Below are 15,182 nucleotides of genomic sequence, written 5' to 3' on the forward strand. Positions count from 1 at the left end.
ACGGTAGCCCTTCCAAGTTTCGATTTTTGCGAATAAAAAACTTGGAAGGGTTTTTTATGGGTTGTAAGCAACCCTTTTCACGGAAGCCCTTCCAAGTTTCGATTTCAACGAATAAGCAAACTTGAAAGGTTTTTTTGTACGGGTTGTGAGCAACCCTCTTCACGGAATCCCTTCCAAGTTTCGATTTTAAGTTACAGTCCAAAAGTGTTAGGGTATTTTTAATGTAATTCGCTAATTTTGAACGGATAACAATTAACGGTTAACTTGTAACGAATTTGTAAACTTGGAAGGGTTTTTATTTTCGTTTGTGCTTCCAGCGATTGTGTGACCAGAGCCAATCCGCAGGATGTTTTTTGATACTTTCTTCTAATCTATTTTTATACATTTCCGTAATACTTCCTTCCGAAAGCGACTGATAGGGCGGCAGGCCGATGAGCTGAAAAGAAACAGTGTAATAACCGCGTCGTTTTCGATAAATATCCGCAAAAACGATGGGCATTTCGGTTGCCCGTGCGATTTTTTCTGTTCCAGGGAAAAAAGCGGTATCTTGATGCAAAAACGAAAACCAATGCGCGTGTTCAGGAGAATGGGGCGATTGGTCCGCTACAAGCCCAATGAGCCTTGGTAGGTGTTTTCTGGTAACAATTTCGCGCATCAACCGTGGCATCGGAATCAGATGAACTCCAAACGAGGCGCGTAAAGACTGCATAAATTTATCAGATTTTTCATTGGTCAACGTTTTATAAACGGCATCTACAGGAATTCCGCGCGTTGTCAAACTTGCGGGAACCCATTCCCAGTTGGCCGTGTGCGCTCCAAACGATAAAAAAGGCTGATTGTTAGCAATAAAACCCTGTAATAGCTCAATGTTTTGAACTTCTACTCGCTGTTGGATTTCAGTTGCGGAAAGGTGAGGAAGTTTGAGCGTTTCTACGAAAATATCGGCTAAATGTTGGTAAAATTTTCGGGCAATTTGCTTGATTTCCTGCGACGATTTTTCAGGAAATGCGTGTTGAAGATGCTTGAAAACGAGTTTTTTGCGGTAACCGACAACATAATAAAGCAGAAAATACACAAAATCTGACAATAGATACAGCACCGACAGAGGTAAATACCCCATCCAACTCAAAAATCTCATGGCCAATAATATAAGGTGGAAACTTGTTTGATTAGCACAAATGTAAAAAGCTTTACTACGTAATCAAATACAGAAAATTTGTACTTTCCTTACTTACTGTGCCCGTTTAAGGGCTTTTTGTAAATTTTTTTGTGATTTTTTTGATAATATTATTCAAATTGCTTTACTTACATAATCACATTTATTTAAGTAAAAGCATTGTCAGTACGAATAGAGTTACAATATTTACCGAGTCTCGATTATTTTGCCTGTTTATTGAAATACGGTGAAGTGTCGTTGGAAGCTCAGGAGCATTTTGTGAAACAAACTTACCGAAATCGGTGTCACATTTTGGCCGCTAACGGTGTTGATACGCTCATTGTTCCCGTGATTCATTCAGCGCCCAAAATGCCGATTCGTGAAGTGAAAATTGATTATTCGCAAGGTTGGGTACGGCGGCATTGGGGGGCCATTGTGGCGGCCTATGGGAAAGCACCCTATTTTGAATATTTTGGAAGTGATTTTGAACGAGTGTATCTCAAAAAGCCTAATTTTTTGTTTGACCTTAATTGGGAGTTGCTGACAATCTGTCTGAAATTACTACGGCAAAAACCGACAATACGGCTGACAGAGGTGTTTGAAACGAGTCTTCCCGAGGGGCATTTTGACGCACTGTCACAGATTTCCCCCAAAAATCCATCGGGGCACAACATTTTCAGTAAACCCGTTGTTTATCAACAAAATTTCGGAACTGAGTTTGTTCCTAATTTGAGTATTCTTGACTTGCTGATGTGCCAAGGAGCAGATGCAACGCGTTTGCTGAAACAGTCGGTAATGGTGGAATGAAAAACACACTATTTTTGTATATAATTTGGACACCTATTTTCTGTTAAAAAAAGGAGGAAACAAAAGAAAAAAAGGGAAATTTAATGAATTACGTCGTCGATTACGTTTTTTTTTCTAAAAAAACTAACCTACCTTACGTTTCACAACAGCTTAACTCCAACGAATGGAAGCAAAATTTTCAAATCGCGTAAAAGAAGTCATCGGATTCAGCCGTGAGGAAGCCCTCCGTTTGGGACATGATTATATCGGTACAGAGCATCTCGTTTTGGGGATGATCAGAGAGGGTGAGGGCGTGGCATTGGCCCTGTTAAAAAAACTGGGCGTTTCGTTGGACGAATTGCGCGTGACAATTGAGCAAGTTACCAAAGGAACCGCGACCAACAATATCAAAAACTTGGCCAACATTCCTTTGACCCGCCAGTCGGAGAAGGTGTTGAAAATAACCTACTTAGAAGCAAAAATTTTTAAAAGCCCACTCATTGGCACGGAGCACCTACTCCTGTCCATTCTGCGTGACCCAGATAATTTGGCCTCGCAGATTTTAGCCAAGTTTAATGTTAACTACGAAATCGTTAAGGAAATGTTAGAGTATCAATCATCAGGCACCAAACCCCACGCGGGTCCCGATACTGAGGACGACGATGAACGGAGCATGTTCAGCGGCGGTTCGCAGCAAGGAAAAGACCCCAAAAGTGCCGAAAAGTCGCGTACACCAGTATTAGACAATTTCGGCCGTGACCTTACGAAGATGGCCGAATTGGGTAAGTTAGACCCGATTGTAGGTCGTGAAAAAGAAATCGAACGTGTAGCCCAAGTACTTAGCCGCCGTAAGAAAAACAACCCAGTTCTCATTGGAGAACCTGGCGTTGGTAAAACGGCGATTGCCGAAGGTTTGGCACTTAGAATTGTACAAAAGAAAGTATCGCGTGTGCTGTTTGGCAAACGCGTTGTGACGCTTGACCTTGCTTCGCTCGTGGCAGGTACCAAATACCGTGGCCAATTTGAAGAGCGTATGAAAGCCGTGATGAACGAATTAGAAAAATCGCCCGAAGTAATTTTGTTCATCGACGAGTTGCATACCATTGTAGGCGCAGGGGGTGCATCGGGTTCATTAGATGCTTCCAATATGTTCAAGCCAGCGTTAGCTCGGGGCGACATCCAATGTATTGGTGCCACCACGCTCGACGAATACCGTCAGTACATTGAGAAAGATGGAGCCTTGGCCCGTCGTTTTCAAATTGTAATGGTGGACGCGCCAAGCGTAGAGGAAACGATTGAAATCCTCAATAATATCAAAGATAAGTACGAAGATCACCACCACGTAAACTATACCGACGAGGCCATAGCGCAAGCGGTGAAATTGTCGGAACGTTACATTACCGACCGTTTCTTGCCCGATAAAGCCATCGACGTATTGGACGAGGTAGGTGCGCGCGTACACATCAGCAACATCACCGTACCAGAAGACATTGTGGTGTTGGAACAACAAATCGAGGAGGTGAAGAAACAGAAAAACCTCGTCGTGAAAAGCCAGAAGTACGAAGAAGCTGCGCAACTCCGCGACCGCGAGAAGAAGCTTCTTGACCAACTCGATCGTGCGAAGATTGCGTGGGAAGAGGAAACCAAAAAGCGTCGCTATACCGTAACGGACGATAACGTGGCGGAAGTAGTAGCGATGATGACGGGAATTCCAGTAAACCGCGTGGCTCAAAACGAAGGTCAGAAGTTGTTGGGAATGGCCGACGAACTCAAAGCGAAAGTGATTGGTCAAAATAGTCCCATCGAAAAATTGACCAAAGCCATTCAGCGTACCCGTGTTGGTTTGAAAGACCCTAAAAAGCCAATTGGTTCGTTTATTTTCTTAGGCCCAACAGGGGTAGGAAAAACGGAATTGGCCAAAGTACTTTCGACTTACCTTTTCGATAAAGACGATTCGTTGGTGCGCATTGATATGAGCGAATACATGGAGAAATTCAGCGTGTCTCGCCTTATCGGAGCGCCTCCAGGCTACGTTGGGTACGAAGAAGGTGGACAGTTGACGGAGAAAATTCGCCGTAAGCCTTACAGCGTCGTATTGTTGGACGAAATTGAGAAAGCACACCCTGATGTGTTTAACCTCTTACTCCAAGTGCTCGACGATGGTATTTTGACGGATGGTTTGGGTCGTCGTGTGGATTTCCGCAACACGATTATTATTATGACGTCAAACATTGGGGTACGTGATTTGAAAGACTTCGGCTCGGGTATTGGGTTTGCTACCAAAGCAAAAACCGAAAACCAAGACGATATGATGAAAACCACGATTCAGAATGCTTTGAGAAAAGCATTTTCTCCCGAGTTTTTGAACCGTTTGGACGATGTGATTGTGTTTAATACGCTTCAACGCGAAGACATTCACCGCATCATCGACATCTCGTTGGGTAAACTTTTCAATCGTATCACTACTTTGGGATATAAAGTTGAGTTGACTGAGAAAGCGAAAGACTTTTTGTCAGAAAAAGGATATGACCAACAGTACGGTGCGCGTCCGCTCAATCGTGCCATCCAAAAATACCTTGAAGACCCCGTTGCGGAAGAAATTCTCAAGGGCGATCTTCGCGAAGGAGACACGTTATTGGCTGACCATGAAGATGGAAGCGATAATCTCGTGATTACGGTGAAGAAAAAAGAGGAAGAAGTGATTAACTAATCGCTTGAATCTTAGCGGAAACGCAATTTTCTTGAAAAATATATAGTGAAAAAACCAAAAAGGGTACGGTCTTTGATTGTACCCTTTTTGGTTTTATAATGTACTAGGCTATTGTGTAGAGGTTTGCTCACAACCCGATTGATTTACTACTAAATGTATGATTGAACGTTTTCTTGATTCATTTTCTAAGATTTCGCTCAACGATATGGAATCAACGCGTTTGATGAACCGTATCGACTTTAAATACATGTTTCGTAAAGATGATTTGGGCGATGTACTAGCACAATTGCAACCCTATTACCACGTTTTGCGGATGAGTTCCAAAACGGTTTTTCGTTACGATACCCTTTATTTTGACACACCCGAACGCTTGTTCTACCACCAGCATTTGCACGGCAAGCTCAATCGATACAAAGTGCGAGCTAGGCGATATGTGGACACCGACGCACAGTTTTTGGAAGTAAAATTAAAGGACAATAAGCGACGAACCATAAAAAAACGGATTGCCATCGAAGAGTTGTCGCTGGATTTGTGCCCAACCAGTACAGATTTTTTGGATAATGTAGCGGGCGAATTTTCAGCAATGACCCTAGAACCAACGGTTTGGGTGTATTATCACCGATTTACGCTGGTGAATAAAACCTGCCCTGAGCGCGTCACGTTTGACCTCAATATGTGGTTTCGTTGGCAAGACCAATCAGGAATTTACCCACATATTGTGGTGGCAGAAGCGAAGCAGCGTACGTATTTTCAAAGTCCATTTACCCTGTTGATGAGAGATATGGGCATTCGGGAGGGGGGATTGAGCAAGTATTGCTTGGGTTTGATGAGCGTTGAACCTGGCATAAAAGCAAATCTTTTCAAACCTATGTACTCAAAAATCCATCGATTAAACGAATATTGAAACACCACGGATACCTAACTCATTATGTCGAACGATTTACCATACGAACTGTTTTTTCAACTTGGCCTTGATTTGATGAGCATGGCCATTTTGCTACGTTTGATTTATTTTCCAATCTATCGCAACACTGAGTTTGTCTTTACTTTTCTCATTTTTAACCTTATTATCTTTTCGGTTACGTACTTACTGAACAAGGTAGAGGTGTCGATGGGGGCGGCTTTTGGGTTGTTTGCGGTGTTTTCGATGCTAAGGTATCGAACGGAGGGTATTTCGACTCGGAATATGACGTACCTGTTTTTGGTCATTGCCTTAGGGCTAATTCACGGCATTTCGACCAATTCAGCAGGTATTACGGCCATCATAACGACGCTGTTGTTGTTGTTGACGTTTATTCTTGAAAGCAATTTCTTGTACCGTCGCCAATCGATGAAAGAGATTATGTACGATAAAATCTCGTTGACGGCCAAGTGTCACCGACAAGCGCTGATTGAAGATTTGCAAGAGCGAACGGGCTTGCGAATCATTCGGGTAGAGGTAGAAAAACTCGATTTTTTGCGAGACATGGCCTATCTTCGGGTATATTATTACGAATAACTTTTATTCAAAGTCCAATACCACTACTTTTTCGCAATAAATTTCCTTCAAATTACTCCGATTGACGCGCATCACCATCACAAACGGTGCATCTCCAATTGGTAAGTCGCGCTCAGTATCGTGTTTTTGTGAGAGGTTTTTCCAACTTTGGCACAGGTACATGGTCATGGCGAGGGTTGCTTTATTTTCGAGCCCACAGAAGAAATAACAAGGTACGGTGCTCGTTCCAAACTGAATGGGGAGTTTGCAAATAAAACCTACATCAAAATTGTCGCTTCCTTGGTAAAAATCACTCCAAACGGTCTGTTCTAAAATAGGATGAAAATACTTTATCCGAAAGCGAATGTTTTTATCATCAAATTCGAGGTAAGGATAGGCGTAATTTGCCAATACCCAGCGGAAAAAGTAATTGGAATAGAAGCCAATCGAAAAGATACAATTTGTTTTATTTAGGTTTAAAATCGTTTCGTTAAACTCGTATTTGTCTCCTTTGTGGGTAATTAATTCTTGGTCATAGACGCGTTGTGGAAGGATTTGATGATAGCTGTGAAACAATTGAATTAGCTCCAACAAACATTCCGTGTCCCGCGAATCGACGGTTTGCTCGTTGGCACGCGGAAATTTTCCTTGCATATCGGGCGGTGGTACGTCTTTATTGGCGTCAAAAATGGGTTGAACAACCACAATTTTTCCTTCGTTTTTAATACCAAAATAGTTGTGCAACGTCAGTGAAAACTCGCTTATGTACGATTGTGGGTTGGGATACCCCAGAAATTTGGTAAACAACTCTAAGTAATCCTCCTGAAAATTAACCACTTCGCGACTTTGTACCTCGTTTCTTTTTCGCCACAGATACATGGTATTGAAAGTGGTAGAAAACAATAACTGCGTATGTTCTTCCAAAATCGTTTGAAAATAAGTCTTGTCGGTGCTTGGGTTGACCAATTTCCAAATGGAAGTTTCAGAACCACGGTAGGTCATACCTCGCTGTATAAACTCGTTTTGAAGCTTGGCTTTTACTTCCAAATACAGTTTTTCGCAGAGGTTTTTATTGATGTTCATTTTGGAAATTTTGTGCTAAATTGTTCCAAATATATTTCAATTTTTTGTTATAAATTTAATAAAATTAAACTGAGAAGAATAAAATTGTGGTGTAAAGAGCCATTACCTTTGTTACACAATAAACCTATGATGAACGATAAACGATGGGCTGTTTGAAGGTGTGAGCAAACAGCCCTTTCGTTTTTACTTCTAACTGACTAGCACTCATGAATCTTAATTTAACCCGAATTCAGCATGTAGGAATACCCGTAGCAGACTTGGTGCGCTCAGAGGCATTTTATAATCGCTTAGGTTTTACTAATGTGATGTCTTCTACGTTTCAGCACGAAGGAGGTCAAGGGAAAGTGGCCATGATGAAGCAAGGTGACATCATCATTGAGATTTATCAAATGCCCGACCCCGCCTTAAATGAGATTCGCTCCCGCAAAGACGGTCACATCGACCACGTAGCGTTTGACGTGGAAGACATTGAGGCAACATTTGAGCTTTTGAAAAAAGAAGGCTTTAACATCATCGAAGAATCGCCCGTTTTTCTTGCTTTTTGGCAGAGAGGCTGTAAATATTTTAACATCACAGGCCCCGAGGGAGAGCGCCTGGAGTTTAACCAAATTTTGTAAAAAGCTCTTCCAAGTTGGTTATCGCCGAAGTTGAAACTTAGAAGGACTACCATGCAGAGGGTTGCTCACAACCCGCAAAAATACCTTCCAAGTTTTTGTCATCGCCGAAGTGGAAACTTGGAAGGTCTGCCGTGCAGCGGGTTGCTCACAACCCGCAAAAATACCTTCCAAGTTAGTCAAAACTTGGAAGGTATTTTAACCCACTAAAACTGATAGGTAAGCATGAAATACAATAGTAGCGAACTTTTGTAGGGCGCTACTATTTTTCGTTAAAAACATTGAAAATGCGGTTGATTTTACCGTTTAATCAATTCAGGTACAGAGAGTTTGTAGTTTCACATATCAAATAATACTTTTGAGCGTAAGAGAACCTAACTCACTTACCCTTAAAAGTGCTTCAAAAAATCAAAAATTGGCTCGGTCAACCTTACATGGCTTACACTATTGGCTGGCATAATTGGCCGTTGGTAGTGGGTTCGAGCGTATTCCCGTTTTTGTTCTTATACATCTTTGAGCCTTTTACGTTATACACCATCACCGATCCTTTTTACAAACTAAGCCTTATTTCGGGATTTGCTGCGGGGCCTCCTTTCTGCGTCATCTTTATGATCGAAATCTTGGGACGTATTTTTTCAAAAGTGTACCATGAAAAAGGATGGACTGTAGGGAGCGAAATCCTATTTGTGATGGGGCTTATTTTATTAATTGCCATCTGCAATTTTGCCAACGTGGTTCTTCAGCACTCCGATAAAATTCCTGCCACTGCGAAGGGATTTGGAATGATGCTTTTATTTACGGCCATTATCAGTTTTTTTCCAGCAGTTACTTTTGTGTGGTTTCGATATTATAGACTCAACCGTCAATACAGTCGCCCAGCAAAAGTGATGGAAACTGCGCTTGTTGAAGAGAAGCAAACAGTAAACAATCAAACAGTAATTACGCATTCTGTTCTAACCTTATTGGCCGAAAATGGGAAGGATAAAATTGTTTTAACTCCCCAAAATTTGTGTTACATCGAAGCCGACGATAACTATGTAACAGTGGTGTATCAAGAAAGCGACGGCAAACTGAAAAAGGAGCTTTTGAGAAGTAGTCTTAGCAAAGTAGAATCTCAAATTCAATTTACCTACATTCGGCGATGTCACCGATCTTACATGGTCAATCTCCAAAGAGTCTATAAAGTTTCGGGTAATGCGCAGGGGTATAAACTGCACCTTTGGCAAGTCGCCGAACCCTTGCCCGTTTCCAGAGGATACGCTAAACAAGTGGTACTAGCGTCCTAAACAGACACGTATTTCTACTCACATGGCTTTGTTATTCACCCCAAAGCCTTCCCAATTACCCCATTTTTTGTCACAAAAAGACATTTTCGCCTACGTTTGCCTTATCTATTGGCCAGTAAGGTTTTAGTCGATAGTTGAAAACGAAAAACGAGGTCTATAAAAATTATGAAAACAACTACTACTTATCTTTCTAATCTGACACCGCTGCGTGGTATTGCAGCTTTGCTTACGGTTATTTTTCACGTTGATTTGATGGTCGGTATGGGAGGTGATATGCTGCTTAAATTCAAAGACTCTTTGCTTTTCACCCGCCTGTACCTGATGGTAGATTTTTTCTTTGTATTAAGTGGATTTATCATGATGCACGTATATGGTAAATGGTTTACCGATTCGGTGTTGGGTAGTGATTTCAAACGCTTTACCATTGCGCGTTTTGCGCGGGTGTATCCGTTACATTTTGTTACGTTGCTCTATTGTATTGGCCTTAAAATCATTATGTTGGTCAACAACGCCCCCGCCAATCCGATGGATACTGTCAGCAACGATTTTTCGACCATTCCGAGTCATCTGTTGCTGCTCCACAGCATGAATGTGAACGATTGGTTTACGTGGAACAACGCCTCGTGGTCAATCAGTACCGAATGGTGGATGTACATGCTGTTTCCTTTTTTGGTAAAACCATTTTTAAAATTAGGGGCATTGGGTAGAATAATAGTCGTGCTGGCCTGTTTTGCTGGCTATTTAGCCATAACGTTCTGGATTGTTCCGTTGGTTACAGAGCCTGCTTCTATTCCCTTTGTACGGGTTGATCCCGCGCTGTTGAGTATCAATGTATCCTACCAATTCGGCTTTTTGCGCTGTTTGTTTGGCTTTGTGTTGGGTATGATGATGTATGCTGGTTATCAGGACAATTGGGGGAAAAGTTGGCTTGCCAACGGCTACTCATTTCTATTGCTCACGTTAGGTTTGGGACTCTGTATGCACTTTGCGGTTCCAGATGTTTTTACGGTTTCGTTTTTTCCGCTGATGATTTTGTCGGCTGCGTATGGAAGCCCAAATTTGAATGCTTTTTTGGGAACAAATGCCTTACAACGTTTAGGTGATTGGTCGTTTTCGATTTATTTGGTGCATCAACCTCTCTTGTACACCATTCAGGCCATCATGACACTGACCGCCGCGCCTAATCCAACAACAGGCCCGCCGTCCAAACCAGATATGCTCACGGGCTGGCTGATATGTTTGGTATTTATTGGCATTACGCTGGTGGTATCGTATCTCACTTATCGGTTGGTAGAAGTGCCCGCGCGGCGGTGGATAAACAAATCGGGTCGAGTAATTAGCGCATAAAATTTTAGGCGTTTACCTGCTTAATCGTTCAATCTTTTTTAAACCAATACTGTATCATGAAAAAACAAATTTCAGTCCTAGCTCTTGCAGTTTTCGGTACGGCAGTTTTAATGTCTGTCAGTCCGCTAGCCGTATCTACGGCTCGTCCCGACGGTGTGACAGGGAAGCTAAATACCCAAGCTCAAATCGAAAAGGGCAAGTACTTGGTCGAAATGATGGGATGTGCTGACTGCCACGCACCCAAAAAAATGACTGCTCAAGGGCCAATCCCTGACCCTGATCTGGGATTAAGCGGACACCCCGCCCAAATCCCAATCGGTAAAGTCGTAAAAACCCAAGATTGGGTACTTTTTCATCCCATGAACACCATTGCTGTTGGGCCTTGGGGAGCCACCTTCTCGGCCAATCTTACCCCTCATGCTACGGGTATCGGCTCTTGGACGGAAGAGCAATTTATCATTGCCATGACTGAGGGCAAAAGCAAAGGTATTCGCTCGGCTCGTCCATTGTTGCCGCCGATGCCTTGGCAAAACTATGTTCATGGTAAAAAAGAGGATTTGATAGCGATTTTTGCCTATTTAAAAAGCTGTAAGCCGATTGAAAACGTTGTTCCACAGCCGATTAGTCCTGATAAGTTGTAAAATCGTTTAACGAAATAAATGCAATGGAAAAAGCACTCCAAAATCGCCTACTTTACTTTTTTGTAGCCCTATTTATTATTACCAATCTGGGTTTTTACAAGACCTATCTCGTTCACTTTCCAACATTTGAGGGTTTTGCTGCGGTGTATCATATACATGGGATGTTGGCGATGGCTTGGATATTGATGCTTATCGCACAAGCCTATCTCATACGTGCCAATAAATATGAACTGCATAAGCTCATTGGCAAGCTTTCGTATATCGTTTTTCCTTTGTTTTTAGCCTCTTTATTTTTCGTGGCAAAGGAAGCGTACTTCCGAAATATTAAAAAAATGCCACAAGCCGATGCTCTGGCTCAGATGCCCTTAGGGGGAACTATTGATATATTTTTTCTGGGATTGGCCTTTGCATTTGCCATGGTTTATAAGAAAAATGTGGGTTTTCACATGCGTTTTATGGCAAGTACAGGTTTAGCTATATTGGGGCCAGGATTAGGTCGGTTTTTGTTCGCTTTTCTGAACTTACCAGGCCCAGTGGGTGGCATTATAATGCTGATATGTACTATTATTGTGCCTATTGTTTGGCTAATAATGGACATCAAAAACAAAAAATCAGCCTTTCCGATGGGTTTCTATGTGTTCGTTGCCTTTTGCATGAATGCGGCGGGTATAGGTAGTCATTCGGCTATATGGCAGGGGTTTGCCAAGTGGTGGGTAGAAACTTTGTATTAAACTAAAATTGTCATGACAAAAACATTTCTTATTCTCCTCACTTCTCTCACATCATTCATCACTTCATTTGCCCAAACCGACCCACGCGAAGCAGAACTTCGCCGTCTTGAAAACCTCGAACGAGAGGCTACGATGCGTGGAGATTCGGCGACGTTGTTTGGCAAAATTTGGTCGAACGAAATGGTTGTCAATACGCCTGCAAATCGTGTCGGAACAGTAGAAGGTTCGAAAATGCAGCTTCGTACGGGAAATTTGGCGTATGCTTCTTTTGTGCGAACCATCGAAAAAGTCACTTTTAACGATAACATTGCGATGGTCATGGGAGAGGAAATTACCAAACCGCAGGGAATACAGCAACATGCAGGCAAAACTGTAACCCGCCGCTTTACCAATATTTGGAAATATGCGAATAATCAATGGTTTATGATTGGACGACAAGCAACTATTATAAAAGTGGAGTAAATAATCTACAGTCTGCCGTGTAGCGGGTTGCTCACAACCCGAACAAGCTCTTCCAAGTTTTTGTTATCGCCGAAGTCGAAACTTGGAAGGACTGCCGTGTAGCGGATTGCTCATAACCCGCACAAACCCTTCTAAGTTTTTGTTATCGCCGAAGTAGAAACTTGGAAGGGCTGCCGTGTAGCGGGTTGCTCACAACCCGAACGAGCCCTTCCAAGTTTTTGTTATCGCCGAAGTAGAAACTTGGAAGGGTTGAGGCTGCACTATTTCAGACAATCGGTTTCTTTATTTGTAAGTGTACTGTCCACTTTTCCAGCTTTGCCATTCCCTCCCGCTTGGATCGGATAAAAGCACCCCTTTTTGACTTTCAATTCCTTTGTGCCAGGCTCGCAAAGTACACTACAGGCTTCTCCTTCTAATAATCGCAACTTAAAATCCTTACTTATCGCCCGCATCCCGTATTTGAAACGGCCTCGGTAAAGCGTTCCATCTCTTCGCAGACCGTTCCAAGCAAACTCATTCAAGCGGTCGTAAAGTACTGTGGGGCGTGAAAAAATGACCGTATCACCACTGGCACTCAAAATGGTAAACCCTTGTACTTCTAGGATTTCGTCGCTAATGAAAGGATAAAACAAATCATTGATGCCATCGCCATTTGGAGTAAACACATTGGGCATGTATATAGACCCGTTGCTGTGTTTAAAATCAACGGGTTGAAGGCCGCAGCAGGCTTCGTATTCTTTGGGTAGGCCCACATCCACTCGGTGATCGGCAAAGCAGGCTTGTAGAAGTAACCCTAGTAATAATAGTTGAGAAAACGTTTTCATGGTTTGAACGGAGAAATGGGGGATGTTAGTTGGTTTGGCAATTTACATTTTTCCCAAAATCAATTGCTGTTGCAGCGAGTAAAAAATGCCTTATGCCAGATTTATACCCTAAACGTGTATTACCAAACATGAACTCAACTCACCTTAAAATGAGCCTTTTGGGCTTAATGATGGGCTTTGCACACCTTGCATCGGCCCAAGCCACGACTAGCTGGGAAATTGCTCAGACCGCCAATAGCTGTACGGCTCGTCACGAAAATGCGTTTACCAAAGTCGGGGATAAATTGTACCTGATTGGTGGACGTGGCACACGCCCCGTCGATGAATTTGACCCCAAGACCAATACATGGAAACAACTCGCAGCACCACCCGTGGAAATGAACCATTTTCAGGCGATTGAATACAATAACGAAGCCTACGTCATGGGGGCATTTATGGGACAGTACCCGCACGAAAAACCGTTGACTTCCATCTATATTTTTAATCCTGCCAAAAACGAGTGGCGCGAAGGGCCTGCCATTCCTACGGATAGGCTTCGTGGTGCGACGGGGGCCGTAAATTACAACAACAAGCTCTATTTGGTGAGTGGCATTCAGGATGGGCATTACGACGGGCACGTGGGCTGGCTCGATGAATTTGACCCTAAAACCAATACGTGGCGTAAACTTCCCGACGCGCCACACGTGCGTGACCACGTTTCGGTGGCCGTCATTAACGATAAACTCTACGTGGCGGGTGGCCGCCGCTCGACGGCGCGCATTAATCAGGTGCTCAACCTTACCGAACCCGCCGTCGATGTCTTTGATTTTAAAACAAATACGTGGACGACCTTACCCGCTGACCTAAATTTGCCAACGCAGCGGGCGGGAAATATGGCGGTGCCTTTTGGGTATAAATTGTTGATTATGGGGGGAGAAAGCCCCGCTCAAGTGGAGGCCCACGCGGAAGTTGAGGCACTGAATACCAAAACGATGAAGTGGGAGAAATTACCCAACCTCAATAAAGGGCGTCACGGAACAGGCGCGACGATTTATAAGAAAAAGGTATATGTAGCGGCAGGTTCGGGCAATCGAGGGGGCGGGCCTGAACTGACATCAATGGAAATTTTGAAATAAAAAGAAAAATTGCATTTTCGCATCGGAGATGCATCTTGAATTTAAGTAACCTTAGCAAACTTGACTCATAATGATTATTGATTCGCACCAACATTTTTGGATATACGATGCCGAACGCGACGCGTGGATTAACGACGAAATGACGCGCATCCGTCAGAATTTCCTTCCCGAAGACTTGAAACCAGTGTTTGAGGCGAATGGTGTCTCGGGCTGTGTGGCCGTTCAGGCCGACCAATCGGACGCCGAAACCTTGTTTTTGTTGGCTTTGGCTGAAAAATATTCCTCATTCGTAAAAGGAGTAGTGGGGTGGGTCGATTTGCAGGCCAATGACCTTTACGACCGACTCGATTATTATTCCCAATATGAATTATTGAAAGGATTTCGGCACGTGGCGCAAGGCGAGCCGGACGATTTTTTGGCGCGTCCCGAAGTCATCAAAGGAATACGGCAGTTGAGCGCATTTGACTATACCTATGACATCCTCATTTATCCGACCCAATTAAAAGCCGCGTTGCAGTTGGTGCGCGAGGTGCCTGAGGTGCAGTTTGTGGTGGACCATATTGCCAAACCTTACATCAAAGATCAAAAAATCAATACGTGGTCGAACTACATGCGGCAATTGGCGGCGTTCCCCCACGTACAGTGCAAAGTGTCGGGAATGGTGACGGAAGGCGATTGGAAAAATTGGAAAACTGAAGACTTTTTTCCCTACTTAGACGTGGTTTTTGAAGCTTTTGGCGTTGAACGATTGATGTTTGGCTCCGATTGGCCCGTTTGCTTGGTAGCTGCGGAGTACGAACAGGTGCTTGGCGTCGTCCAAGAGTACATGAAACGGGTAGGTTTCTCAGAAAATGACCAAGCCAAAGTTTTGGGTCAGAATGCCGCTCGTTTTTACCGTTTGGAGGAAGTCTAGGCTTGTTTTTAAAAAAAATTATTATTTGTGCTATATA

15 protein-coding genes are annotated in these 15,182 nt (G+C 43.2%); 12 read left to right on the forward strand and 3 right to left on the reverse strand.

From position 1 onward, the window contains the following. Positions 1–295 precede the first annotated feature (295 nt). A complete protein-coding gene (locus FHS57_RS04650) occupies positions 296–1,180 on the reverse strand; it encodes a lysophospholipid acyltransferase family protein (RefSeq protein WP_310586971.1) in 885 nt (294 codons plus the stop codon). Positions 1,181–1,336: 156 nt separating this feature from the next. Here FHS57_RS04650 and FHS57_RS04655 point away from each other — a divergent pair, with 156 nt between their 5' ends. The 4 genes from FHS57_RS04655 (at position 1,337) to FHS57_RS04670 (ending at position 6,150) form a co-directional block, all read left to right on the forward strand. Next, positions 1,337–1,963 carry a WbqC family protein gene (locus FHS57_RS04655; protein ID WP_183971702.1) on the forward strand — a complete coding sequence of 209 codons (627 nt, stop codon included), beginning with the start codon at positions 1,337–1,339 and terminating at the stop codon, positions 1,961–1,963. Between the two features lie 163 nt (positions 1,964–2,126). After that, positions 2,127–4,652: an ATP-dependent Clp protease ATP-binding subunit gene (locus FHS57_RS04660; protein WP_183971703.1), complete on the forward strand. Its 2,526-nt coding sequence runs from the start codon at positions 2,127–2,129 to the stop codon at positions 4,650–4,652. A 157-nt stretch (positions 4,653–4,809) separates the two neighbouring features. Next, complete coding sequence (locus tag FHS57_RS04665) at positions 4,810–5,556, forward strand: polyphosphate polymerase domain-containing protein (RefSeq protein WP_183971704.1); 747 nt, start codon at positions 4,810–4,812, stop codon at positions 5,554–5,556. 24 nt (positions 5,557–5,580) lie between these two features. Further along, positions 5,581–6,150: a DUF4956 domain-containing protein gene (locus FHS57_RS04670; protein WP_183971705.1), complete on the forward strand. Its 570-nt coding sequence runs from the start codon at positions 5,581–5,583 to the stop codon at positions 6,148–6,150. Between the two features lie 3 nt (positions 6,151–6,153). Here FHS57_RS04670 and FHS57_RS04675 read toward each other — a convergent pair whose 3' ends face one another. Further along, entirely contained in the window at positions 6,154–7,212 is a 1,059-nt protein-coding gene (locus tag FHS57_RS04675) for a hypothetical protein (RefSeq protein ID WP_183971706.1), read from the reverse strand. Between the two features lie 206 nt (positions 7,213–7,418). Here FHS57_RS04675 and FHS57_RS04680 point away from each other — a divergent pair, with 206 nt between their 5' ends. The 6 genes from FHS57_RS04680 to FHS57_RS04705 all read left to right on the forward strand — a co-directional run bounded on the left by FHS57_RS04680 (position 7,419) and on the right by FHS57_RS04705 (position 12,293). Then, the gene (locus FHS57_RS04680; protein WP_183971707.1) at positions 7,419–7,829 is read left to right on the forward strand and encodes a VOC family protein; all 411 of its coding nucleotides are present in this window, start codon (positions 7,419–7,421) and stop codon (positions 7,827–7,829) included. A gap of 431 nt (positions 7,830–8,260) precedes the next feature. Beyond that, a complete protein-coding gene (locus tag FHS57_RS04685) occupies positions 8,261–9,112 on the forward strand; it encodes a LytR/AlgR family response regulator transcription factor (RefSeq protein WP_183971708.1) in 852 nt (283 codons plus the stop codon). 165 nt (positions 9,113–9,277) lie between these two features. Then, on the forward strand, positions 9,278–10,459 hold the full coding sequence (locus FHS57_RS04690) for an acyltransferase family protein (RefSeq protein WP_183971709.1): 1,182 nt from the start codon (positions 9,278–9,280) through the stop codon (positions 10,457–10,459). A gap of 56 nt (positions 10,460–10,515) precedes the next feature. Further along, positions 10,516–11,100, forward strand: coding sequence for a c-type cytochrome (locus FHS57_RS04695; protein ID WP_183971710.1), 585 nt, complete (start codon positions 10,516–10,518; stop codon positions 11,098–11,100). Positions 11,101–11,123: 23 nt separating this feature from the next. Then, a complete protein-coding gene (locus FHS57_RS04700; protein WP_183971711.1) occupies positions 11,124–11,831 on the forward strand; it encodes a hypothetical protein in 708 nt (235 codons plus the stop codon). A 12-nt stretch (positions 11,832–11,843) separates the two neighbouring features. Next, positions 11,844–12,293 carry a nuclear transport factor 2 family protein gene (locus FHS57_RS04705; RefSeq protein ID WP_183971712.1) on the forward strand — a complete coding sequence of 150 codons (450 nt, stop codon included), beginning with the start codon at positions 11,844–11,846 and terminating at the stop codon, positions 12,291–12,293. A gap of 260 nt (positions 12,294–12,553) precedes the next feature. Here the strand turns inward: FHS57_RS04705 and FHS57_RS04710 are convergent, their stop codons facing one another. Then, a complete protein-coding gene (locus FHS57_RS04710; protein WP_183971713.1) occupies positions 12,554–13,117 on the reverse strand; it encodes a T9SS type B sorting domain-containing protein in 564 nt (187 codons plus the stop codon). A 128-nt stretch (positions 13,118–13,245) separates the two neighbouring features. Between FHS57_RS04710 and FHS57_RS04715 the strand changes: the two genes are divergently transcribed. Together FHS57_RS04715 and FHS57_RS04720 are read left to right on the forward strand one after the other, a co-directional pair. After that, a complete protein-coding gene (locus FHS57_RS04715; RefSeq protein WP_183971714.1) occupies positions 13,246–14,232 on the forward strand; it encodes a Kelch repeat-containing protein in 987 nt (328 codons plus the stop codon). A gap of 70 nt (positions 14,233–14,302) precedes the next feature. Continuing rightward, complete coding sequence (locus FHS57_RS04720) at positions 14,303–15,145, forward strand: amidohydrolase family protein (RefSeq protein WP_183971715.1); 843 nt, start codon at positions 14,303–14,305, stop codon at positions 15,143–15,145. Positions 15,146–15,182: the final 37 nt, after the last annotated feature.

The organism is Runella defluvii (genome assembly GCF_014195535.1).
GTDB classification, from domain to species: Bacteria; Bacteroidota; Bacteroidia; order Cytophagales; family Spirosomataceae; genus Runella; species Runella defluvii.

Bases quoted from the DNA above. Each gene is read 5' to 3' on its own strand.
- FHS57_RS04675 (WP_183971706.1), bottom strand. From the start codon at position 7,212: ATGAACATCAATAAAAACCTCTGCGAAAAACTGTATTTGGAAGTAAAA.
- FHS57_RS04690 (WP_183971709.1), top strand. From the start codon at position 9,278: ATGAAAACAACTACTACTTATCTTTCTAATCTGACACCGCTGCGTGGT.
- FHS57_RS04705 (WP_183971712.1), top strand. From the start codon at position 11,844: ATGACAAAAACATTTCTTATTCTCCTCACTTCTCTCACATCATTCATC.
- FHS57_RS04700 (WP_183971711.1), top strand. From the start codon at position 11,124: ATGGAAAAAGCACTCCAAAATCGCCTACTTTACTTTTTTGTAGCCCTA.
- FHS57_RS04685 (WP_183971708.1), top strand. From the start codon at position 8,261: ATGGCTTACACTATTGGCTGGCATAATTGGCCGTTGGTAGTGGGTTCG.
- FHS57_RS04680 (WP_183971707.1), top strand. From the start codon at position 7,419: ATGAATCTTAATTTAACCCGAATTCAGCATGTAGGAATACCCGTAGCA.
- FHS57_RS04720 (WP_183971715.1), top strand. From the start codon at position 14,303: ATGATTATTGATTCGCACCAACATTTTTGGATATACGATGCCGAACGC.
- FHS57_RS04695 (WP_183971710.1), top strand. From the start codon at position 10,516: ATGAAAAAACAAATTTCAGTCCTAGCTCTTGCAGTTTTCGGTACGGCA.
- FHS57_RS04715 (WP_183971714.1), top strand. From the start codon at position 13,246: ATGAACTCAACTCACCTTAAAATGAGCCTTTTGGGCTTAATGATGGGC.
- FHS57_RS04710 (WP_183971713.1), bottom strand. From the start codon at position 13,117: ATGAAAACGTTTTCTCAACTATTATTACTAGGGTTACTTCTACAAGCC.
- FHS57_RS04660 (WP_183971703.1), top strand. From the start codon at position 2,127: ATGGAAGCAAAATTTTCAAATCGCGTAAAAGAAGTCATCGGATTCAGC.
- FHS57_RS04665 (WP_183971704.1), top strand. From the start codon at position 4,810: ATGATTGAACGTTTTCTTGATTCATTTTCTAAGATTTCGCTCAACGAT.
- FHS57_RS04670 (WP_183971705.1), top strand. From the start codon at position 5,581: ATGTCGAACGATTTACCATACGAACTGTTTTTTCAACTTGGCCTTGAT.